Origin of the sequence: Diaphorobacter sp. LI3 (genome assembly GCF_022807955.1) — a bacterium.
In the GTDB taxonomy this organism is placed as follows: Bacteria; Pseudomonadota; Gammaproteobacteria; order Burkholderiales; family Burkholderiaceae_C; genus Diaphorobacter; species Diaphorobacter nitroreducens.
The window spans coordinates 4,076,717-4,097,065 of record NZ_CP094346.1 but is presented as its reverse complement, the minus strand read 5'-3'; the positions used below and the strand labels follow the sequence as shown (position 1 = coordinate 4,097,065).

Sequence of the window (20,349 nt, the reverse complement as noted above, 5' to 3'; positions counted from 1 at the left end):
TGGAAAAACCTTCCTGAATCTCTGCTGAAGGCTGCATTCATCCGTCGTTCATCGCCGCGCCCGTATAACCACAGCCCATGAACACCTTGCGCCGCCTCTTTGCCATGCTGCTGCTTGTGGGCGCCGGCGCCACAGGCGGCGCGTTGCATGCCGATGAGCGTGACCATGAGCCGGCGCGCAAGGCGCTGCAGCAGGGCCAGGTGCTGCCGCTGCGCACGGTGATCGACAAGGTCGAGCGCGACCACCAGGGCCAGGTGCTGAAGGTGGAGTTCGAGCATGATGACGGCCGCTATCTCTACGAGATCCGCCTGCTGCAAAGCGACGGCCGCGTGGCCAAGCTGAAAGTGGACGCGGTCAACGGCCAGGTGCTGAAGATCAAACGCAAGGAGCCTTGATGCGCATCCTCGTCGTGGAAGACGAACCCACCCTCTGCGCCCAGCTGGTGCAGGCCATTGCCGCGGCGGGCCACACGGTGGAACACGCCAGCGACGGCGCCCAGGCGCATTACCTGGGCGAGGTGGAAGACTTTGACGCCGTGGTGCTGGACCTGGGCCTGCCTGTGCTGGACGGCTTGTCGGTGCTGCGCCGCTGGCGCGCGGCGGGGCGCAACATGCCGGTGCTGATCCTCACCGCGCGCAGCGCCTGGCACGAGAAGGTGGCAGGCATGGACGCCGGGGCCGACGACTACCTGGCCAAACCCTTCCATATGGAAGAACTGCTGGCGCGCCTGCGCGCCCTGCTGCGCCGCCTGGGCGAACACGCCAGCGCGCAGTGGCAGTGCGGCCCGATCTGGCTGGACACGCGCCAGGCGCGCGTGCTGGTGGACGGCCAGCCGCTCACGCTCACCAGCCACGAGTTCAAACTGCTGTCGCTCTTGATGCAACGCAAGGGCCAGGTACTGCCCCGCACCCTGCTGTCCGAGCACATCTACCCGCACGACAGCGACCGCGACTCCAACACCATCGAGGTCTTTGTCGGCCGCCTGCGCAAGAAGCTGCCGCCGGGCAGCATCGAGACCGTGCGCGGCCTGGGCTACCGGCTGGTGGACGCCGGCGCTGCGCCATGACGGCGGGCGGCTCGCTGCGCCTGCGCCTGCTGGCGGGCACGCTGGCCTGGATGCTGCTCAGCGTCGCGCTGGCAGGCTGGGCGCTGCGCGCGCTGTTCCAGGACCACATCACCCAGCAGCTGCAGGCGCAGCTGGTGGTGCAACTGGACCAGCTGAGCGCCGCCGTGGACTGGACACCCCAGGGCGGCACCCGCGTGGCGCCCGTGGCCTTCGACCCGCGCCTGGCACAGCCGCTGTCGGGCCTGTACTGGCAAGTGGACCAGCTGGGCGCCGCGCCGCAAGAGGCGGTGGCACGTTCGCGCTCGCTTTGGGACCAGGTGCTGGCGCTGCCGCCCGTGGCGGGCGACTACCCCGCGCGCGGCTTTCGCGTGCTGCAGCTGCACGACAGCCAGGGCCACGCACTGCTGACCGTGGCGCGCACCCTGCAATTGCCCGAAGACGGCGCCCCGCCGCTGCGCCTGGCCGTGGCGGGCGACACCGCGCTGCTGGCCGAGCCGCTGCAGCGCTTCACCCGCCTGCTGCTGACCGCGCTGGGCCTGCTGACGCTGGGCCTGGCCGTGGCAGTTGCGGTGCAGCTGCACCTGGCCCTGCGCCCGCTGCAACGGCTGCGCGAGCAGCTGGCCACCGTGCGCGGCGGCCAGTCCACGCGGCTGCAGGGATGCTTTCCGCAAGAGCTGCAGCCACTGGTGAGCGAGTTCAACCACGTGCTGCTTGAAAACGCCGACATGGTGCAGCGCGCCCGCACCCAGGCGGGCAACCTGGCGCATGCGGTGCACACGCCGCTGTCCATCCTGGCCAACGCCGCGGCGCAAGAGGGCACACCGCTGGCGCAACTGGTGACCGAGCAGGTGGCCAGCGCGCGCCGCCAGGTGGACTACCACCTGGCCCGCGCCCGCGCGGCCGCCGCCGTGCGCGCCACCGGGCTGCGCACGCCGGTACTGGCGCCCGTGCAGGCGCTGCTGCGCACCATGCAGCGCCTGCATGCCGACCGCCAGCTGACGTTCGAGCTGGCGCCGCAGGCGCAAGACGGCGCCCGAGACGCCGCCTTTCGCGGCGAGGAGCAAGACCTGTACGAACTGCTGGGCAACCTGATCGACAACGCCGGCAAATGGGCGCGCACACGCGTGGTGGTGGATGTGCAGCGCGAGGGCAGCCAGCTGTGCTTCACCATCGATGACGACGGCCCCGGCATTGCCGAGGCGCTGCGCGAGCGCATGTTCGAGCGCGGCGTGCAGCTGGACGAGCAGCGCCCCGGCGCGGGCCTGGGGCTGGACATCGTGCGTGCGCTGGCGCAAACCTATGGCGGCAGCGTGCAAGCGCAGGCCTCGCCGCTGGGCGGGGCGCGGCTGCGCCTGTGCCTGCCGGCGGCGGAGGGCGGCGGCGCTGCGTGAGTGCGGCTGGCACAATCCCGGAGTCTTCCGCTATCTGAATCCGCGCCATGTTCACAGGCATCGTCCAGGCCACCGCGCGCATCGCCGCCATTGACGACCGCGCCGGCCTGCGCACCTTCACCCTCGAATTCCCCGCTGGCTTCTGCCAGGACCTCGTCATCGGCGCCAGCGTGGCGACGGACGGCGTGTGCCTCACGGTGACCGAGATCCTCTCGCCCACGCGCGCCACGTTCGACGTGATGCTGCAAAGCCTGAACATCACCACGCTGGGCAGCTACGCCGTGGGCGACCGCGTGAACGTGGAGCGTGCCGCCAAGGAGGGCGCCGAGATCGGCGGCCACCCCCTGTCGGGCCACATCGACTTCACCGGGCAACTGGTGCAGCGGCGCGAACTGGACAACAACCTGGTGTGGCGCGTGGCCGTGCCCGAGGCGTTTCGGCGCTACGTGTTCGCCAAGGGCTACATCGCCCTCCACGGCGCCAGCCTCACCGTGGCCGAGGTGGACCGCGCCGAGGGCTGGTTCGAGGTCTGGCTGATCCCCGAGACGCGCCGCGCCACCGTGTTCGAGGACGTGCAGGTGGGCGATCGCCTGAACATCGAGATCGAGCGCAGCACCCAGGTGGTGGTGGACACCGTGCGCGAAGCGGTGCAGGAAAGCCTGGGCCGCCTGGCGCCGGTGCTGGAGGGGCTGCTGAAAGAGAAGGGCCTGTCGCTGGACGACTACCTTCCGCACCCGTCCAGGGCCCTGCCGCCGCAGCGATGACCGGCGCGCCGCGCGCCCTCACGCCGGCCGACCTGCCCGCGTTGCTGGCGGTGCAGCGCGCCTGCTACGGCGACGCCTACGTCGAAAGCGCCGAGGTGTTTGCCCGCCGCCTAGCCAGCCCCGTGAACTGCTCGCTGGTGCTGGAGCATGAGGGGCGCGTGGCGGCCTACCTGGCGGCCTACCACTCGCTGCTGGGCAAGGTCACGCCGCTGCACGGCGACTTCGATGCCGTGCCGGCGCCCGACACGCTGTATCTGCACGACATGGCGGTGCTGCCCGCCTGCGCCGGCCGCGGCCTGGCGCGTGCGTTGCTTACGCGGCTGCTGCCGCGGGCCCGCGCGGCGGGGCTGCGCCACACGGCGCTGGTGTCGGTGCAGGGATCGCAGGCCTACTGGGCGCGCCAGGGCTACGCCGTGCACCCCGTGCAGGACGCCGCGCAGCGGCGCCACCTGGACAGCTACGGCGCCGGCGCGGTGTACATGGCGCAGGCACTGTAAAAACGATAGCTGTTAGCGCTTGCCATCAAAGGATTTCAGAACGTTTTGTTCCTGAAAGCCCCATTCGGCAAGCGCGACCAGCTATCTTTTTAACTACCTCCGAAGCCTAGAACTGCAGGTCCGCGCGCAGCCACAGCGTGCGGCCGGGTTCGTTGATGCGCACGCCGCCCGGGTAGCCGAAGCCGGCGTTGCCCGCCAGGTTCAGGTGCTCGGCGTAGTTCTTGTCCAGCAGGTTGTCCACCCCGGCGGCAAGCTTCAGCTGCGCGTTGATGCGGTAGCCCGCGTGCAGCGACAGCACGCCGAAGCCGGCGCTTGCGCCCAGGTCGCGGCCCACCACGTTGCCCTGGCCGTTGGCATGGCGGTGCTGCGCGGCCACCAGGCGCCACAGGCCGCCGGCGCTCCACGGGCCCTGGGCGTATTCCAGGCCCAGGCGCGCCTCCAGCGGCGGCATCTGCGGCAGCGGGCGACCTTCGCTGGTGTTGCGGCCCCAGCTGTAGGCCAGCGTACCCTGTGCCGTCCACGCCGTGCCCAGGCGCTGGCTGGCGCCCAGCTCCAGCCCGGCGGTGCGCGCGTCGACGTTGCGCACGGCCGATTTCATGCCGGTGTAGTCGAACAGGATGTAGTCGCGCACCACGCCCACATAGGCCGAGGTCCACAGCTGCCAGTCCGCGCCCTTCCACTGCGCGCCCATGTCCAGCTGCGTGGTCTTCTCGGGGCGCAGCGTGGCGAAGGCGTTGCCGGCGCTGGCCGCGCTGTTCCCGGGGGAGATCAGCTCCCAGTAGTCCGGAAAGCGCTGCACGTGCCCCAGGCCCGCGTAGACCAGCGCGCCCTGCGGCGCCAGCGTGCGTTCCCAGCGCACGAAGCCGCTGGGCATGGCCGAGCGCGTGCGGTGGTCCGCGCCGGCCGCCGGGGCCATGCCGCCCATGCCGCTCGGGGCAGGGTAGCGCCAGGCCTCGGCGCGGTCCAGGCGCAGGCCGCCCACCCAGCGCGTGTCGGCCTGGGCCTGCCATGACAGCTCGGCAAATGCGCCCAGGTTCTCGAACTTGGCGTCGCGCATCCAGGGCTTGCTGTCGTAGGGCACGCTGGGCGTGCCGCTGCGCTTGTCGTGCGGGCTGCGCTGTGCGTCCAGGCCCGTCTCCAGCTGCCAGTCGGGCTGCCACTGCAGCGTGGCGGCCACGCGCGCGCCCTCAGTGGTGCGCCGCACGTTGCTGGCCATGGGCATGGACATGCTGCCGCCGGGCTGGAAGGTGCGCAGCGTGAAGTTGTCCATCACGTGGTCGGCGCGGTTGCCGTAGACCTGTGCCTGCAGCTTGGCCAGCCAGGGTGTGAGGTGGCGCTTCTCGAAGCGCAGGCCCCAGCTCTCGCGCTTGAACTGCGTGCCGTCCATGCCGCGCCCGCCGTAGCGCGCCTCGCCGTCGCCCGTGCCGGCGCTCAGCTCCAGCAGCGTGTCGGCGTCGGGCGTGAAGCCCAGCGCCACGTCGGTGTTCCATTTGTCCCAGGCCGAGGGCACGCGCCGGCCGTTGCCGTCCTTGTAGTCCTGGCCGTGGGAATGGTTGGCGGTCACGCGCACGTACACCTGCGCGTTGCCGGCCTGAAATTCCACGTTCTGGTCGTTGCGCCCGGCGCTGGCGCCCAGCAGGCTGGCGCTGAGGCGCACGCCGGGTTCGGTGAAGTCAGGGCGCTCGCGGTCAAAGCGCACCACGCCGGCCGAGGTGCCCGGCCCCCAGGCGACGGTCTGCGGCCCCTTGACGACGGTGAGCGTGTCGTAGGTCTCGGGCGAGATGTAGGAGCTGGGCGCGTCCATGCGCCCCGGGCAGGCGCCCAGCAGCTGCGTGCCGTTGGTCAGCAGCGGCAGGCGCGAGCCGAACTGGCCGCGGAACACCGGGTCGCCGTTGGAGCCACCGCTGCGGATGGCCGAGAAGCCCGGGATGGTCTTGAGGTAGTCGGCCGCGTCGCTGGCCGGCACGGGCTGGCGCGGCTGCTTGGGGTCGGCCACCACCTGCACGGGCGAGTGGTCGTGCACGGCCGTGACGACCACGTCGCGCAGCGTGTGCTCGGGGGCCGCGGCCGCGTTGTTCACGGCGTCGTTCGCGGCCAGGGCCGGGCCGGCCAGCAGCAGCGCGCAGGCCAGCGCGCAGGCAAACAACGGAAGGCGCCAGCCCCACGGGCCGGCGGGTGGTTGCAGTCAGGCGTGGGTGGAAGGCGGGCCGCGCGGGGGCAGCGGCGCCTGGGCGCGCCAGGCCGCCACGGCCGGCGCGCGGCTGCGCTGTGCGGGGTGCACGCGCGGGGCGGGCGGGCGCAGGGCGGCCAGCGTCAGCGCCGGCGGCGTGGCCAGGGCAATGCACAGCAGGCAGCCGGGGTCGGCATGGTGGCTGTCGTGCGCAGCTGGGTCGGCGTGCGGCGCGGGGTCACCCGCAGGTGCAGCGAAGCAGACGTCCAGGTGCGCCAGGTCGACTGCCGGCAGCGCCTGGCGCACCTGCACGTTGGCCCACAGCGCCACCAGCCACGCACACACGAACACCGCGAGGACCGCGGAGCCCAGGCGTCGGTGGTGGCGAATGCGCTGCAGCATGGGGTGGGGATTATCCCGAGCGCTGCGCGTTCGGGGCGCGCCGGAACTTGACCCAGCGCAAGCCGTCAGAAAGTGTCCACATGCGCTGGTGATAATCGCGGCCATGCCAAACCGCTGGAAACCCAACGTCACCGTGGCCGCCATCGTCGAGCGCGAGGGCCGCTTTCTGTTCGTCGAGGAAGACACGGCCGACGGGCTGCGGCTGAACAACCCCGCGGGCCACCTGGACCCGGGAGAGTCGCCCATCCAGGCCTGCGTGCGCGAGGTGCTGGAGGAGACGGCCTACGACTTCGAGCCCACGGCGCTGGTGGGCGTGTACCTGAACCGCTTCACGCGCACGCGCACGGGGGATGACATCACCTACCTGCGCTTTGCGTTTGCGGGCAATGTGGGCGCGCACCACGCCTGGCGGTCGCTGGACGACGGCATCCTGCGCGCCGTGTGGCTCACGCCCGACGAGCTGCGCAGCTGCAGCGCGCGCCACCGCAGCCCGCTGGTGCTGCAGTCCGTCGAGGATTACCTGGCCGGCCGGCGCGCGCCGCTGGAGCTCATCCACACGGATGCCAGCGTGCTGCAGCCGCCGCGCTGATGGCGTCTGGCGGCGCTTCAATGAGCGGGATCAGCCCAGCGCCACCAGCTTGAACACCGCGCGCGCCGTGCAGACCACATTGCCGGCGGTGTCGATGACGTTGCCCTCGCAGAACACGGTGCGCGCGCCGCCGCGCAGGATGCGGGCCTCGATCAGCAGGTCGGTCGTGGCCGTGGCGAGAAAGTGGGTGTTCATCTCGATGGTGATGACGCCCAGTCCCAGCGGGTCGTGCGAGCGCGCGGCGGCACTCAGCGTGAAGTCCAGCGCGCTCATCATCGCGCCGCCGTGGCCATGGCCGCGGCTGTTGGCCAGTTCCGGCCGCAGCGGCAGGCGCGTGCGCGCCAGGCCGGGTGCCAGGCTCACAGGCGTGAGGCCGATGTGGCGCATGAACGGCACGTCGATGCCGAAGTAGCCGCGCGCCAGCGCGGCGGCCTGCAGCTCGTCAGGCGGTGCGGTGGCGCTCATTCGATCTCCGCAACGGCCTGGCCTTCGGCGATCTGCTCGCCTACGGCGACGAGCAGCTTGCGCACGATGCCGGCGGCCTCGGCCTCGACGGGGATTTCCATCTTCATCGACTCGACGATGATGAGGGTGGCACCGGCGTCGATGGCGGCGCCTTCGGCGGCTTCGATGGCGGCGACCAGGCCGGCGATGGGGCTTGCAATGGTGGTCATGGCGGGTTCCTTCAAGGTTGGGGGCTCAGCACGCGCTGGGCGATGCCGGTGTCGATGCGGCCAGCCACGAAGTCGGCGTGGGCCAGGATGCGCTGGATGAACGGGATGTTCGTCTTCACGCCCTCGATGCGGGTCTGTGCCAGCGCCGCCTGCAGGCGCGCGATGGCGTCCCTGCGGTCGTGGCCATGGGCCACGAGCTTGGCGATCATGGGGTCGTAGAACGGCGTGACGGACGCGCCCTGGGCATAGCCGGTCTCCACGCGGATACCGTCGCCCGTGGGCAGTTCGAAGCGTGCCAGCGGCCCCGGCGAGGGCAGGAAGCGCACCGGGTCTTCGGCATAGATGCGCGCCTCGATGGCATGGCCGCTGGCCTGCATCGGGCCGGGCAGCACCTGGCGCATGTGCATGCCGGCAGCCAGGCGGATCTGGGCTTCGACGATGTCGATGCCGGTGATCTCCTCGGTCACTGCATGCTCGACCTGCAGGCGGGTATTCATTTCCAGGAACACGAAGCCGTCTTGCGGTGTGTAGAGCATTTCCACCGTGCCGATCACGTCGTAGCCGATGCGCGCCAGTAGGCCCGACAGCAGCAAGCGCATGTCGGCCAGCTGCGCCTCGGGAATGCCCACGGGGCGGGCTTCCTCCAGCACCTTTTGGTGGCGGCGCTGCACCGAGCAGTCACGCTCGAACAGGATGCGCACCTCGCCGTGGCGGTCGGCCAGCACCTGGAATTCGATGTGGCGCGGCGCCTCGATCAGCCTTTCCAGGTACAACTCGGCCGAGCCGAAGAACTTGGCGGCGATGCCGCTGGCCTTGGCCCAGGCGGCGGCCAGCGCCTGCGCATCGCGCGCGGGCAGCATGCCGATGCCGCCACCACCGCCGGCGGGCTTGACCAGCACCGGGTAGCCGATGCGCGCGGCCGCGGCCAGCGCCTCATCGCTGCTCGCCAGCACCGGCGAGCTGGCGGCCTGGGGCATGCCTTGCCCGGCCATGAAGGCGCGCGCCTGCGTCTTGTGGCCCAGTTCGCGTATCCAGCGCGGCGATGGGCCGATGAAGCACAGGCCCTGCCGCTGCACGGCCTCGGCGAAGCCGGCGTTCTCGGACAGAAAACCGTAGCCCGGATGCACCGCGTCGGCGCCGCTCTCGCGCGCCACGTCGAGCAGGCGCGCCTGGTTCAGATAGCTCTGCTGGGCGGGCGCGGGGCCGATGGCCACGGCCCGGTCGGCGGCGCCCACATAAGGCAGGCCGGCATCGGCCTCGGAATACACGGCCACCGATTCGATACCCATGTGGCGCAGCGTGCGGATCACGCGCGCGGCCACGGCGCCCCGGTTGGCGACGAGCACGCGGCGGGGCAGGCGAGCCTCGGTCATACGGCACCCTCCAGCGCCATGGCGACGACGGCATCGACGATCACGGGCGCCTGCGCGCCGCGCGCCACCAGCACCGGGTTGGCATCGACCGACTGCACCTGGCCCGCCTGGGACAGCATCCAGTCGCCCAGGCGCACCATCATGTCGGCCAGCGGCTCCAATGCCACCGCGGGCATGCCGCGCACGGCGGCGAACGCGGGCGCGATGGCCAGGCGCTCGATGGCGGCCAGCGCCTGCGCGCGGCCGAAGGGCGCGACCAGGAATTGCACGTCCCTGAGCGTCTCGACCAACACGCCGCCCTGGCCGATCATCACGGCCACACCGAATTCGGCATCGACATGCGCGCCCAGCGCCAGCTCGAAATCCGCCTTGTGCTGCGCGCCCAGCAGCAGGCCGCCGTCCTGCGCGCCCAGGCCGCGCAGCGTGGCCGCGAAGTCGTGCAAGGCCTGCACGGCCTGGTCCGCCTCGCGCAGGTTCAGCCGTACCAGGCCATGCTCGGACTTGTGCGCCAGGTCGGCCGACACGCCCTTGGCCACCAGCGGCGCGGACAGCGTGCCGAAGGCGGCGCGCACCTGCTCCTCGCTGGTGGCGACCGTATGGCGCATCACCGGCAGGCCGGCGGCTTGCAGCCGGGCCAGGCTGGAAGGTTCGTTCAGCGTGGTGGATGCGGCTGCCTTGGGTGCGGAAATGGCCGGGGGCTGGGCGGCAGCGCCCGCCTGCTCGGCCAGCAGCGCCAGGCCGCGCATGGCGGCGCGCTCGCTCCAGAAGGTAGGCACGCCCTGGGCCTGGAAGGCCTGGGCCACCCAGTCCTGGTTCACGCTGACGGCGATCGGCATGCCGCTGTCCTGTGCGAAGCGGCTGGCCTGGGCGGCGAAATCGGCAAAGTCGTAGCCCTCGCCGCCGATCGGAAAACCCACATGCACCAGGTCGGCCGCGCCGCTGCCGGACAGCGCCCGCAGCGTGTTGCCGAAGGTCTCGGGCTTGCCCAGCAGGGCCGTGGTCATGTCGATGGGGTTACGCGCCGTCACGTAGGACGGCAGGGCCTGCTGGAGCCCTGCGAGCGTGGCGGCGTCGAACTGCTCCACGGCCAGGCCGAACTCCTCGGCCGCATCCGCCGCGAGCACGCAGGTGGCGCCGGAATTGCTGATGCTGACCACCCGGGGGCCGCGCGCGGCGGGTTGCGAGAGAAACAGCGGCGCGTAGTCGATCAGCTCGCGGAAGTCCGCCAGGCGCGGTATGCCGTGCTGGCGCAAGAAGGCATCGGCCAGCGCGTCCTCGGCCGCCAGCGCGCCGGTGTGCGAGCTGGCCGTGGCCTGGCCGGCGCTGGTGCGCCCGGCCTTGACGGCCAGGATGGTGACGCCGCGCTCGCGCGCCAGCCGCGCGGCCTCGGCCAGGTAGGCACTTTGGCGCAAGGTCTCGACGTAGAGCACGACGAGGCGGATGCGCTCGTCCTGCACCACGGCGCGCACGGCCTCGGCGGCGCAGATGTCGGCCTCGTTGCCGGTGGAGACCATGTAGCGCACGCCTATGCCCGCACGGCGCAGCCCGCCGTAGAGAATGGCCGCGCCCGCGCCGCTCTGGCTGACGATGGCCACGGGGCCGTCGCCCGGCGGGCTCTCGTTGATCATGGTCGAGAAGTTGAGGATGGCGCCGCTGGCGAAGTTGGCCACGCCCTGGCAATTGGGGCCAAACAGGCGTAGCCCGCCACGCCGGGCGCGGGCTAGCAGATCGGCCTGTTGCGCGCGGCCCGCATCGCCCAGTTCGGCAAAGCCGGACGAGTAGATCACCGCCGCCTTGGCGCCCACGGCCACGCAGTCGTCGATGGCGGCGGCCACGTCTTCGCTGGGCAGGCTGATGACCACGGCGTCGGGCGCCTCGGGCAGCGCCCGCAGCGATGCGTAGGCGGGCAGGCCCTGCACCTCGCTGCGGTTCGGGTTGATCGGGAAGATGCGGCCCGCGTAGCCGTGGCGGCGCATGTAATCGATGGGCCGGCCACCGGCCTTGATGGGGTTGTCCGACGCGCCGAGGATGGCCACGGCGCGGGGGCTCAGTGCGTACAGCACAGACATGCCTGGCTCCTTTTCAATCCAGCGCGATGGCTTCGCGCTGGATCACCTGCTTCCAGTCCGCCACCTCCTTGGCGATGCGCTGGCCGAAGGGCTCGGGCGCCAGCATCACCATGTCGCCCTGTTTGCTGAGCACGTTGCGCGCATGCTCGTTCTGGAGCATGCTTTTCGTTGCCTCGTAGAGCTTGTCCACGATGGCCGGCGGCGTGCCGGCCGGCGCGAACAGCCCGGCCCAGAAGGTGACGTTGAAGTCGGCGTAGCCGGCCTCGGCCATGGTGGGCACGTTGGGCAGCTGCTTCATGCGCTGGGGCGCGGTGACGGCCAGCGGCAGCAGCTTGCTGGCGGCGATTTGCGGCAGCGCGCTCCAGGTGTCGAACTGGGTGTCCAGCTCGCCGCTGAGCACCGCCAGCTGCGCCTGCGAGGCGCTCTTGTACGGCACATGCGTGGTCTTGACGCCGGTACGGTTGCTCCACTGTGCAAACGCCAGATGGGCGATGTTGCCGGGGCCGGCCGAGCCGTAGCTGATCTTGTCGGGGTTGCGCTTGGCGTAGGCGATCACGTCCTGCGCGCTGCGGATCTGGTGCTTGCTGGCCCAGTCCGGGTTGGCGGTGAGGATGAAGGGCGCGTCCAGCAGCATGGTGACGGGCGCGAAGTCCTTGGGCTGGTAGGTGATCTTCTTGTAGATCTGCGGGTTGATGGTGATGCTGCTGGAGTTGGTGACCAGCAGCGTGTAGCCATCGGGCGCGGAGCGGGCCACCTCGCCCACGCCGATGGCGCCGTTGGCGCCGGGCTTGTTGTCCACGATCACTGGCTGGCCGAGCTGCTTGCTGAGCTGATCCGACACGGCGCGGGCAATGGTGTCGGTGAACGAGCCTGCCGGAAAGCCCACCACGATGCGGATGGGCTTGGCGGGCCAGTTGTCAGCCTGAGCATGTGCGGGCGCGGCGGCCAGCCACGATGCGGCCAGGCACAGCGCCAGGGTGGCGCGGCGTGTCGGTTGCCAGTGTTTTGCGGTCATTGTGTCTCCTTGGGGTTTTAGTGGAATCGGCCTCCAACGCTTGCATATCAAGCGCTGACAGCTATGGTTTTTGGTATGGATCAGGGGCGCAGGCCAAAGCGCGGCGCCCCGGCCTCGCGCAGCGGCGCGGCCAGGTTGGCGAACTCGCACAGCAGCCGGCGCGTGTCGCGCGGGTCGATCACCTCGTCGATGCCGAAGGCCTCGGCCGTGCGGAACGGCGAGGTCAGGCTGCGCACGCGCTGCTCGATCTCGGCGCGCTTTTGCATCGGGTCGTCGGCGCCTTCGATCTCGGCCTTGTAGGCCACCTCGAGCCCGCCCTCTATGGGCAGCGAGCCCCAGTTGGCCGAGGGCCAGGCATAGCGGAAATTGAAGCGCCCCATGTGCTGGTGGCCGGCGGCGGCCACCCCATAGGCGCGGCGCACGATGATGCTGCACCAGGGCACCGTGGCCTGGTAGACGGCGGCCAGCGCGCGCGCGCCGTAGCGCATGATGCCGGCCCGCTCGGCCTCGACGCCGATCTGGAAGCCGGCGATGTCCACCAGGTTCAGCACCGGCAGGTGGAAGGTCTGGGCCAGGTCGACGAAGCGCGTGAACTTCTCGGCCGAGGCGCCGTCCCAGCCGCCGCCGTAGAAATACGGGTCGCTGGCCACCACGGCCACGGGCCAGCCGTCGATGCGTGCCAGGCCCGTGACGATGGCGCGGCCCCACTGGCGGCCCATCTCCAGAAACGAGCCCTGGTCCACCAGGCATTCGACGATGGGCCGGATCTTGTAGACCTTGCGGCCGTCGCGCGGAATGGCCGAGAGCAGCCATTCGTCGCGGCGCGCGGCATCGTCCCGCACCTCGCCGCGCGCGGGCAGCTCGTGCACCGACGGCGGCAGGTAGGACAGGAAACGGCGCACGCGCTCGAAGGCCTCCTCCTCGCTGGCCACCTCGTCGTCCACCACGCCGTTGCGCGTGTGGATCTGGCTGCCGCCCAGCTCCTCCTTGGTCACGTTCTGACCGATGCGCGCCACCACCGGCGGCCCGGCGTTGAACAGCTGGGCCGTGCCCTTGACCATCAGCGAGTAGTGGCTGGACGCCACGCGCGCCGCGCCCATGCCGGCCACCGAGCCCAGCGCCAGCGACACCACGGGCACGGTGGAGAGGTTTTCGACCACCTGGCTCCAGACCTTCATGGTCGGCACGCTGGTATAGCCCTTGGTCTCGATGTTGCGCACCGAGCCGCCGCCGCCCGTGCCGTCCACCAGACGCACCATGGGCAGGCGCAGGTCGTGCGCCATCTTTTCGGCAAAGATCAGCTTGTCGCCCACGGCGCCGTCGTTGGCGCCGCCGCGTACGGTGAAGTCGTCGCCCACCACCACCACGGGGCGCCCGCCGATGCGTGCGCGTCCCATCACCAGGTTGGACGGGGTGAACTCCACCAAGCGGCCCAGGCTGTCGTACTGGCCCGAGCCGGTGAGCGAGCCCACTTCCGTGAAGGAATCCGGGTCCGTGCAGGCGCTGATGCGCTCGCGCACCGTCAGCTTGCCCGCGGCCTTGTGGCGCGCCACCTTGTCGTCTCCGCCCATCTTCGCCGCCAGCGCATGGCGGTATGCGATCTCATCCACTTCGGGTTGCCAACTCATGTCATTGCCTCCTGTGCACAAGACAAAGCACAACCCATGCCAGTTCGCAAATGATTGATTTTTATTGGGTTTTTTTGGTGGCCAGAATAAGTGTCCTTTTTGTGGACACAACAGTGGACGCCGAGGACAATGTGTCCGCCAAAAACACACTACCGATACCGATGCAGACAGTCTTTCTTTCCGAGCAGCGGCTTGGCGTCCTCGTCTGGCAGCGCGGTGAGCCCGCACCCGTGGCTCGGCTTGGGCTGGCGCGCGATCCGCTGCTGTGCGCCGCCGTGACTGAGAAGCGGGCCGCGCGCGAGCCGGGGCCGGGCACACTGTTCCATGTCGATGTGCCCGGTGGGCGCGGCGCCAGCGCACACTACGCGGTGGTGGCGCTGGGCGACGAGGCCGTGGAAGTCGCCCTGGTGCGCCCGGCCGACGCATCGGCCGCGCTGCTCGACTTCGTGGCGTCCGTGCCGTTTGCATTCGCCATCCTGAACATGTTCCTCACCAACCCGTACCAGGCCATCACCGTGGCCGACCACGAGGGCCTGATGCGCTACATCAGCCCGGTGCACGAGAAGTTCCTCGGGCTGGCGCCGGGCGCGGCCATGGGCCGCAGGGCCGAGGAGGTGATCCCCAACTCGCGCCTGCCGCAGGTGGCCCGCAGCGGCAAGGCCGAGATCGGCGAAATGCTGCAGCTCGGCCCCGGCGTGACGCGCATCGTCAACCGCATGCCGGTCTTCGAGGGCGGCGCGCTGGTGGGCGCGGTGGGCCAGGTCAGCTTCAGCGGCATGCCGGCGCTCAACCGCATGCAGCAGCGCCTGAACCAGCTGCACGATGAGGTGCAGCATTACAAGCGCGAACTGCACCAGCTCAAGCGCACGCCCTCCCCTGGTGCCATGGTGGGCAGCAGCGCGCCCATGCAGCGCCTGGCGCGCGAGATCGACGCCGTGGCGCCGCTGGACGTGCCCGTGCTGATCCTCGGCGAGAGCGGCACCGGCAAGGAGCTGGTGGCCCAGGCCCTGCATGCGCGCGGGCGCGATGCCCAGGCGCCACTCGTGAGCCTGAACCTGGCCGCGCTGCCTGCGACGCTGATCGAGGCCGAGCTCTTCGGCTACGAGGCCGGCGCCTTCACCGGCGCCAAGAGGCAGGGCCAGCCCGGCAAGCTGGAGCAGGCCGAGGGCGGCACGCTGTTCCTCGACGAGGTCGCCGACATACCGATGGAGATCCAGGTCAAGCTGCTGCGCGTGCTGGAGGACCGGCAGGTGCAGCGCCTGGGCGCAAGCGAAGGGCGGCGCGTGAACTTCCGCATCGTCGCCGCCACGCACCGCGACCTGCGCGCACTGATCGACAGCGGGCGCTTCCGGCTGGATCTGTACTACCGCTTGAGCGGCGTCGTGCTGCAGGTGCCGGCGCTGCGCCAGCGCGTGGAGGATATTCCGGCCCTGATGCAGCGCTTCGCCGAGTCGTTCTGCGAGCGCAATGGCCTCGCCCTGCCGCGCATAGCGCCGGGCGTCATCAGCTACCTGGCGCAGCAGAGCTGGCCGGGCAATGTGCGCCAGCTGCGCCAGCGCGTCGAGGAGGCGCTGGTGTTCTGCGACGGCCAGCTGCTGAGCGTCGAGAACTTTGCCCGCCACCAGGATCTGCCGGCCCGGCCGGCGCAGCCGCCCATGGCGCCGCCTGCGCCTGCGGCGATGCCTTTGAGGAGCCTGGAGCACGCGGCCATCCTCGACGCCATTGCGCGCCATGGCGGCAACAAGAAGCGTGCGGCACAGGAGCTGGGCATCTCGCGCTCCTACCTCTACAAGGTATTGGCGGGCGGCTGAGTCCAGAAGCCGTCAGTGCGTGGCAGCGGCGCTCACTGCGCGGTGATCTTGCGCTCGCGCACGATGGCGCCCCACTGGTCGTATTCCTTCTTCATGAAGCTGGCGAGCTCGGCGCGCGTGGTGGGGTGGGGCGACAGGCCGTGCTTGTTCAGGGCCTCCTTCACGCCGGCGTCGTTGAGCGCCTTCACGATCTCCTTGTTCCAGCGGTCCAGCAGCGGCGCGGGCGTCTTGCCCGAGGCCACGAAGGCATACCAGTTCAGTGCCTGAAAGCCCGGGAAGCCCGACTCCGCCACCGTGGGGATGTTCGGCAGATAGGCCGGGCGCGTCAGGCCCGTGGTGGCCAGCGGAATCAGCTTGCCCGCTTCCACGTGCGGCATGGCGGTGGGCGGCGCGGCGAAGTAGCTGGTCACGCGCTCGCCCAGCAGGTCCTGCAGCGCGGGTGCGCCGCCCTTGTAGGGCACGTGGACCATGTCGATGCCGGCGCGCTGGTTGAACAGCTCGCCCGCCAGGTGCGAGGCCGAGCCCGCGCCGGTGGAGGCATAGTCCACGCTGCCGGGCTTGGCCTTGGACAGTTGCACGAACTCGGCCAGGGTCTTCACGCCCGCGCCCTTGTGCACCACCAGCACGTTGGGGAAGTACACCCCGCCCGAGATCGGCGCCAGGTCCTTGAACGGGTCGTAGGGCAGCTTCATGAGGTGCGGCGCGATGGTCAGCGGACCCACCGAGCCGAACAGCAGCACCGTGCCATCCGATGCGCCCGCGGCCACCTGCTGGTGGGCGATATTGCCGCCCGCGCCGCCCTTGTTCTCCACCACCACGGACTGGCCGATGTTCTCGGCCAGCTTCTTGGCGATCAGGCGGGCCGCCGCGTCGGCTGCACCCCCGGGCGCAAAGCCCACGACCAGCGTGACCGGCTTGGCCGGCGGAAAGTCCTGCGCCAGTGCCGGGCCGGCCCAGGCGACGGAGGTGAGGGCCACGGCGGCGGCCTGGATCAGGGTGCGTTTTTTCATGGCGAGGCTCCTTTAGTCGTTGTAGATCAAATGGTGCTCTAGCGCTTATCCATCAAGCGCTAACAGCTATGGTTTTAGAAGCAATCAATCGCTGCCCAGCCCGATCGGGTTGGGCTGGCGCTTTTCGGTGGTGTGGCGCAGCAGCGCGGCGGTGCGGAACACGCCGTGGGCGAACTTGCCGTAGGGCAGCGTGGCAAAGAGGGCCATCACCGCGCCCAGGTGCAGGCACAGCACCAGGGCCAGCGCGGGCGCGGCCGACGGGGTGATGCGCACCAGCCACAGCGCCAGGCCGCTTGCGGCCACCAGGAACAGCAGGGCGATGAAGCCCAGGTCCATGGGCTTTCGCGCGGCGTCGCCGTGCGCGGGGTGGCGTGTGCGGTTCAGGTACCACAGGCCGATCGTGCCCAGCACCAGCATCACGCCGCCCGCCACGCCCAGCAGTTTGGGAATGCTGGGTGCCTCGTAGGGCGCCGGCCAGCCGAAAACGTAGTGGTACACCGTGGCCAGCGAGGTCGCGGCAAAGCACAGCAGGAAGCCGTAGAACGTGAGGTGGTGCGCGCGGCGGCGCTTGAGGGTGTAGGCGTCGTCCTCGTTGTGGCAGCCGTCGCCATGGCCGCCGTCCAGGTACTTCAGGCGCAGCACGTCGTGCGCGGCCTCGGTGGCGGCGGGGGCGCTCACGTCGGCGCCGCTGGTGGCGGGCTTCACGTCCTTCCAGAAGCGGCGCACGCCCATGGACAAGGCCAACACCACGAACAGGAACACCGGCGCGAACAGGCCCACCAGCAGGTTGTGCGGGAACAGGCGGTAGAAGTTGCCGCCCAGGTCCGCGCCCCACAGCGCGCCGAGCCCGCCGCCCTGCAGCGCGGCGCCCAGCACCAGGAACAGCGTGAGCGCGGCCACGAGGGCCAGCGACAGCGTGAGGCCGTTGCGGCGGTACAGCCGGCCCAGCGCGGGCGGCCAGGCGTAGTCGGCGTAGGTCTGGCCGCGCACCTGGGCCATGGCCTGCGGGATGTTCACGGCGAATTCGTGCGGCGGCGCGTACTGGCAGGCGTGCAGGCAGGCGCCGCAGTTGTGGCACAGGTTGGCCAGGTAGTGCACGTCGGCCTGGGTGAAGTCCAGGCGGCGCGTCATGGCCGGGAACACGGCGCAAAAGCCCTCGCAGTAGCGGCAGGCGTTGCAGATCTGCATCTGCCGCGCCACCTCGGTCTCGGCGGCGCTCTGCGCCGGCGCGGGCACGATGGGAATCACGCGGGCGGGCCCGCCCTGGGCCAGGCCTATCGCTTCGTCGGTCAGGGATTTCAGGGTTTGCATGGTGTTCAGCCCTCGTCGTTCACCGCGCCGTGCGCGGCAGCCTGGCCCGCAGCGGCCAGCGCGGCGTTGCGCCCGGCGATGCGACCGAAGGCCGTGCCGATCGACATGCCCACGCCCGCGGTGTAGCCCTTGCCCAGCACGTTGCCGGCCATCATTTCGCCCGCCACGAACAGGTTGCGGCTGGGTTGGTCGGCGAAGCGCACGGCGGCGGTGTCGTCGGTGTGCAGGCCCAGGTAGGTGAAGGTGACGCCGGGCTTGAGTGCATAGCCGTAGAACGGTGCGGTGTCGATGGGCCGCGCCCAGTGGGTCTTGGCGGGCGCCACGCCCTCGGTATGGCAGTCGTCCAGCGTGGTGTGGTCGAACTGGCCCACGCGGCAGGCGGCGTTGTAGGCGTTCAGCGTCCGCATGAAGGTCTCTGCGGGCAGGCCGAGCTTTTCGGCCAGCGCGGGCAGGCTGTCCGCCTTCACCCCGGGGAACACCGGTGGCATGAAGCGGCCGATGGCCTTGCTGTCGATGATGGAGTAGCCAATCTGCCCCGGCTGCTGCGCCACCAGGCGGCCCCAGATGGCGTAGCGCTTGGGCCAGAAGTCTTCGCCCTCGTCGTAGAAGCGCTCGCCCTCGCGGTTCACCACCACGCCCAGCGACACGCAGTCGATGCGCGTGCAGATGCCGCCGTCGTACAGCGGCGCGCGTGCGTCAATGGCCACCATGTGCGCCTGCGTGGGGTCGCCGATGCGGTCGGCGCCGTGGTCGTCGAGCAGGTGCTTGAGCAGCACGCCGCGGTTGTAGGCCGTGCCACGGATCAGGAAGTTGTCGGCCGGCCACTCGCCGCGCTCGTTCTGGCCCCAGGCCTCGCGCAGCCATTCGCGGTTGGACTCGAAGCCGCCGGCGGCCAGCACGCAACTCTTGGCGGTGATGCGCTGGCCCTTCACCCAGGCGGCCTGGAAGGTGCCGTTCTCGATCTCGATGCGCTCCACGGGCGATTCGTAGCGCACCTGCACGCCCAGCGCCTCGGCGCTGCGGTAGTAGGCATTCACCAGCGCCTTGCCGCCGCCCATGAAGAAGGCATTGGTGCGCGCCACGTGCAGCGTGCCGGCCAGCGCGGGCTGAAAGTGCACGCCGTGGCGGCGCATCCAAGGGCGGCAGGTGCTGGACGCGCGGATCACCAGGCGCGCCAGGTGCTCGTTGGTCTGGCCGCCGGTCACCTTCAGCAGGTCCTGCCAGTACTCCTCTTCAGGGTAGGCATCGACCAGCACGTCCTGCGGCGCGTCGTGCATGCAGCGCAGGTTGCGGGTGTGGGCGGAGTTGCCTCCGCGCCAGGCGCGCGGGGCCGATTCCAGCAGCAGCACGCGGCTGCCGGCCTCGCGGGCCATCAGCGCGGCGCACAGGGCGGCGTTGCCGCCGCCGATGACCAGGACATCGGTGTCCATCGGGGGAGATTGCATAGGTTTCGCTCGTGGGGGCGCGCCAGGCAGGGGCGAGGGGCGCAGCAGTCGAGCGTGGACTGTAGGCAGCGGCCCGCCAGCCGTGCAGCCGCGGGCGGGTATGGGGGTATCACGAACGGTGATGGCTGCGCGCCCGGGCGCGACGCCCGAAAGCAGCCGCTACGGGGCGGGAACCCCTGCCGGTGCCTGCGCCAGCAGTGAGGTGCCGATCCAGCGGCCCTCGGTGACCAGACCGCGGGCACAGTCCAGCAGCACCACGCGCGCGGCCAGTGCGGCGGGGGACAGCTCTTCGTCCGGCAGGCTGCACAGTAGGTTCACGCGCCGCGCCGGCGCGCCCGTGAGGCGCGCGCACTGAAAGCGCGTGGCCGCGTCCGGGTAGCGGCCCAGTGCCGCCCAGGGCTGCAGCGTGGAGCCCAGGCCGGCGTCCACCGCGGCCATCAACATGGCCAGCGAGTCCACTTCCAGCACCACATGCGGGGCGATGCCCGCGCTGGCAAAGGCCGTGTCCAGCGTGCTGCGCAGGCCGTGCGGGCCGGTGGGCAGGATCAGCGGCTCCTCGCGCAGCTCGGTGATCGCCACCTCGGCGGCCAGGCGCGGGGCGGCGGCGCCGCGCATCAGGAACAGGTCTTCTTCCAGCAGCGGCTGGATTTGCCAGCGCTGGGTGCGCCCGGCCAGCTGCGCCTGGTGCAGGCGCGAGTCGAACAGCACGGCCAGGTCCAGCTCGCGCGCATGCAGCATGGCCGAGAGGTGGCCCGACATGCCCTCCACCATGTGCAGCCGCACGTCGGGGTAGCGCGCGCGCATGGCCTGCATCAGCGGCAGCCCGAGCAGCGCCGAGGTGGTGGGCGCCAGGCCCACGGTGACGGTGCCCGACAGCCGCGCCTGCTGGGCGGCGCGCACGGCCTGCTCGGCGTGGCGCAGCGTGAGCTGCGCCTCGCGGAAGAACGCGGCCCCGGCCTCGGTGGGGGCCACGCCGCGCGGCGTGCGGTGCAGCAGGCGCGTGGCCAGCTCACCCTCCAGCCGCGTGATCTGCTGGCTCAGCGCGGACTGCACCAGGTTCAGGTCGAGCGCGGCGCGGCTCATGGAGCCCAGCTCCACCACCCGCACGAAATATCGCAATTGCCGCAGTTCCAT

The 20,349-nt window shown here is 70.7% G+C and carries 19 protein-coding genes; 7 read left to right on the top strand and 12 right to left on the bottom strand.

The genetic code is table 11. The annotated features are described in order from the left end of the window. Positions 1 to 77 precede the first annotated feature (77 nt). The 5 genes from MRB47_RS19090 to MRB47_RS19070 are packed head-to-tail and all read left to right on the top strand — an operon-like array spanning position 78 to position 3,718. A complete protein-coding gene (locus tag MRB47_RS19090) occupies positions 78 to 395 on the top strand; it encodes a PepSY domain-containing protein (protein ID WP_015914642.1) in 318 nt (105 codons plus the stop codon). Next, complete coding sequence (locus MRB47_RS19085; RefSeq protein WP_015914641.1) at positions 395 to 1,066, top strand: response regulator transcription factor; 672 nt, start codon at positions 395 to 397, stop codon at positions 1,064 to 1,066. Before MRB47_RS19090 ends, MRB47_RS19085 begins: the two co-directional genes overlap by 1 nt. Beyond that, on the top strand, positions 1,063 to 2,457 hold the full coding sequence (locus MRB47_RS19080; protein ID WP_015914640.1) for a sensor histidine kinase: 1,395 nt from the start codon (positions 1,063 to 1,065) through the stop codon (positions 2,455 to 2,457). Before MRB47_RS19085 ends, MRB47_RS19080 begins: the two co-directional genes overlap by 4 nt. A 47-nt stretch (positions 2,458 to 2,504) precedes the next feature. Next, positions 2,505 to 3,221: a riboflavin synthase subunit alpha gene (locus tag MRB47_RS19075; protein ID WP_252101488.1), complete on the top strand. Its 717-nt coding sequence runs from the start codon at positions 2,505 to 2,507 to the stop codon at positions 3,219 to 3,221. Then, positions 3,218 to 3,718, top strand: coding sequence for a GNAT family N-acetyltransferase (locus MRB47_RS19070; RefSeq protein WP_252101487.1), 501 nt, complete (start codon positions 3,218 to 3,220; stop codon positions 3,716 to 3,718). The genes MRB47_RS19075 and MRB47_RS19070 overlap by 4 nt, the downstream gene beginning before the upstream one ends. 106 nt (positions 3,719 to 3,824) lie before the next feature. On the opposite strand, the gene MRB47_RS19065 is transcribed toward MRB47_RS19070, so the two are convergent. Continuing rightward, positions 3,825 to 5,864 (bottom strand): TonB-dependent copper receptor, encoded by a 2,040-nt coding sequence (locus MRB47_RS19065; protein WP_252101486.1) that lies wholly within the window; start codon positions 5,862 to 5,864, stop codon positions 3,825 to 3,827. Positions 5,865 to 5,903: 39 nt separating this feature from the next. Continuing rightward, complete coding sequence (locus MRB47_RS19060) at positions 5,904 to 6,290, bottom strand: hypothetical protein (protein WP_172208995.1); 387 nt, start codon at positions 6,288 to 6,290, stop codon at positions 5,904 to 5,906. 103 nt (positions 6,291 to 6,393) lie between these two features. On the opposite strand from MRB47_RS19060, the gene MRB47_RS19055 reads away from it, so the two are divergent. Then, positions 6,394 to 6,879 (top strand): NUDIX hydrolase, encoded by a 486-nt coding sequence (locus MRB47_RS19055; protein ID WP_252101485.1) that lies wholly within the window; start codon positions 6,394 to 6,396, stop codon positions 6,877 to 6,879. A gap of 30 nt (positions 6,880 to 6,909) precedes the next feature. Here MRB47_RS19055 and MRB47_RS19050 read toward each other — a convergent pair whose 3' ends face one another. From MRB47_RS19050 to MRB47_RS19025, 6 genes are all read right to left on the bottom strand, one after another. Beyond that, positions 6,910 to 7,344 carry a PaaI family thioesterase gene (locus MRB47_RS19050; protein WP_015914634.1) on the bottom strand — a complete coding sequence of 145 codons (435 nt, stop codon included), beginning with the start codon at positions 7,342 to 7,344 and terminating at the stop codon, positions 6,910 to 6,912. Continuing rightward, positions 7,341 to 7,553, bottom strand: coding sequence for an acetyl-CoA carboxylase biotin carboxyl carrier protein subunit (locus tag MRB47_RS19045; protein ID WP_015914633.1), 213 nt, complete (start codon positions 7,551 to 7,553; stop codon positions 7,341 to 7,343). The genes MRB47_RS19050 and MRB47_RS19045 overlap by 4 nt, the downstream gene beginning before the upstream one ends. 11 nt (positions 7,554 to 7,564) lie before the next feature. Then, on the bottom strand, positions 7,565 to 8,926 hold the full coding sequence (locus MRB47_RS19040; RefSeq protein WP_088888051.1) for an acetyl/propionyl/methylcrotonyl-CoA carboxylase subunit alpha: 1,362 nt from the start codon (positions 8,924 to 8,926) through the stop codon (positions 7,565 to 7,567). Continuing rightward, positions 8,923 to 10,995 (bottom strand): acetate--CoA ligase family protein, encoded by a 2,073-nt coding sequence (locus MRB47_RS19035; protein ID WP_088888052.1) that lies wholly within the window; start codon positions 10,993 to 10,995, stop codon positions 8,923 to 8,925. The genes MRB47_RS19040 and MRB47_RS19035 overlap by 4 nt, the downstream gene beginning before the upstream one ends. A gap of 13 nt (positions 10,996 to 11,008) precedes the next feature. Continuing rightward, positions 11,009 to 12,010 carry a tripartite tricarboxylate transporter substrate binding protein gene (locus MRB47_RS19030; RefSeq protein ID WP_088888053.1) on the bottom strand — a complete coding sequence of 334 codons (1,002 nt, stop codon included), beginning with the start codon at positions 12,008 to 12,010 and terminating at the stop codon, positions 11,009 to 11,011. 80 nt (positions 12,011 to 12,090) lie between these two features. After that, positions 12,091 to 13,638 (bottom strand): acyl-CoA carboxylase subunit beta, encoded by a 1,548-nt coding sequence (locus tag MRB47_RS19025; protein ID WP_252101484.1) that lies wholly within the window; start codon positions 13,636 to 13,638, stop codon positions 12,091 to 12,093. A gap of 161 nt (positions 13,639 to 13,799) precedes the next feature. Here MRB47_RS19025 and MRB47_RS19020 point away from each other — a divergent pair, with 161 nt between their 5' ends. Next, positions 13,800 to 15,449, top strand: coding sequence for a sigma-54 interaction domain-containing protein (locus MRB47_RS19020; protein ID WP_252101483.1), 1,650 nt, complete (start codon positions 13,800 to 13,802; stop codon positions 15,447 to 15,449). 32 nt (positions 15,450 to 15,481) lie between these two features. Here the strand turns inward: MRB47_RS19020 and MRB47_RS19015 are convergent, their stop codons facing one another. The 4 genes from MRB47_RS19015 to MRB47_RS19000 form a co-directional block, all read right to left on the bottom strand. After that, on the bottom strand, positions 15,482 to 16,459 hold the full coding sequence (locus MRB47_RS19015; protein ID WP_123675480.1) for a Bug family tripartite tricarboxylate transporter substrate binding protein: 978 nt from the start codon (positions 16,457 to 16,459) through the stop codon (positions 15,482 to 15,484). 84 nt (positions 16,460 to 16,543) lie between these two features. Beyond that, positions 16,544 to 17,770, bottom strand: a complete 1,227-nt coding sequence (gene tcuB / locus MRB47_RS19010) for a tricarballylate utilization 4Fe-4S protein TcuB (RefSeq protein ID WP_252101482.1) — start codon at positions 17,768 to 17,770, stop codon at positions 16,544 to 16,546. Between the two features lie 5 nt (positions 17,771 to 17,775). After that, positions 17,776 to 19,200 (bottom strand): FAD-dependent tricarballylate dehydrogenase TcuA, encoded by a 1,425-nt coding sequence (gene tcuA, locus MRB47_RS19005; protein WP_411275759.1) that lies wholly within the window; start codon positions 19,198 to 19,200, stop codon positions 17,776 to 17,778. Positions 19,201 to 19,374: 174 nt separating this feature from the next. Further along, positions 19,375 to 20,349, bottom strand: a complete 975-nt coding sequence (locus MRB47_RS19000) for a LysR substrate-binding domain-containing protein (protein ID WP_047349261.1) — start codon at positions 20,347 to 20,349, stop codon at positions 19,375 to 19,377.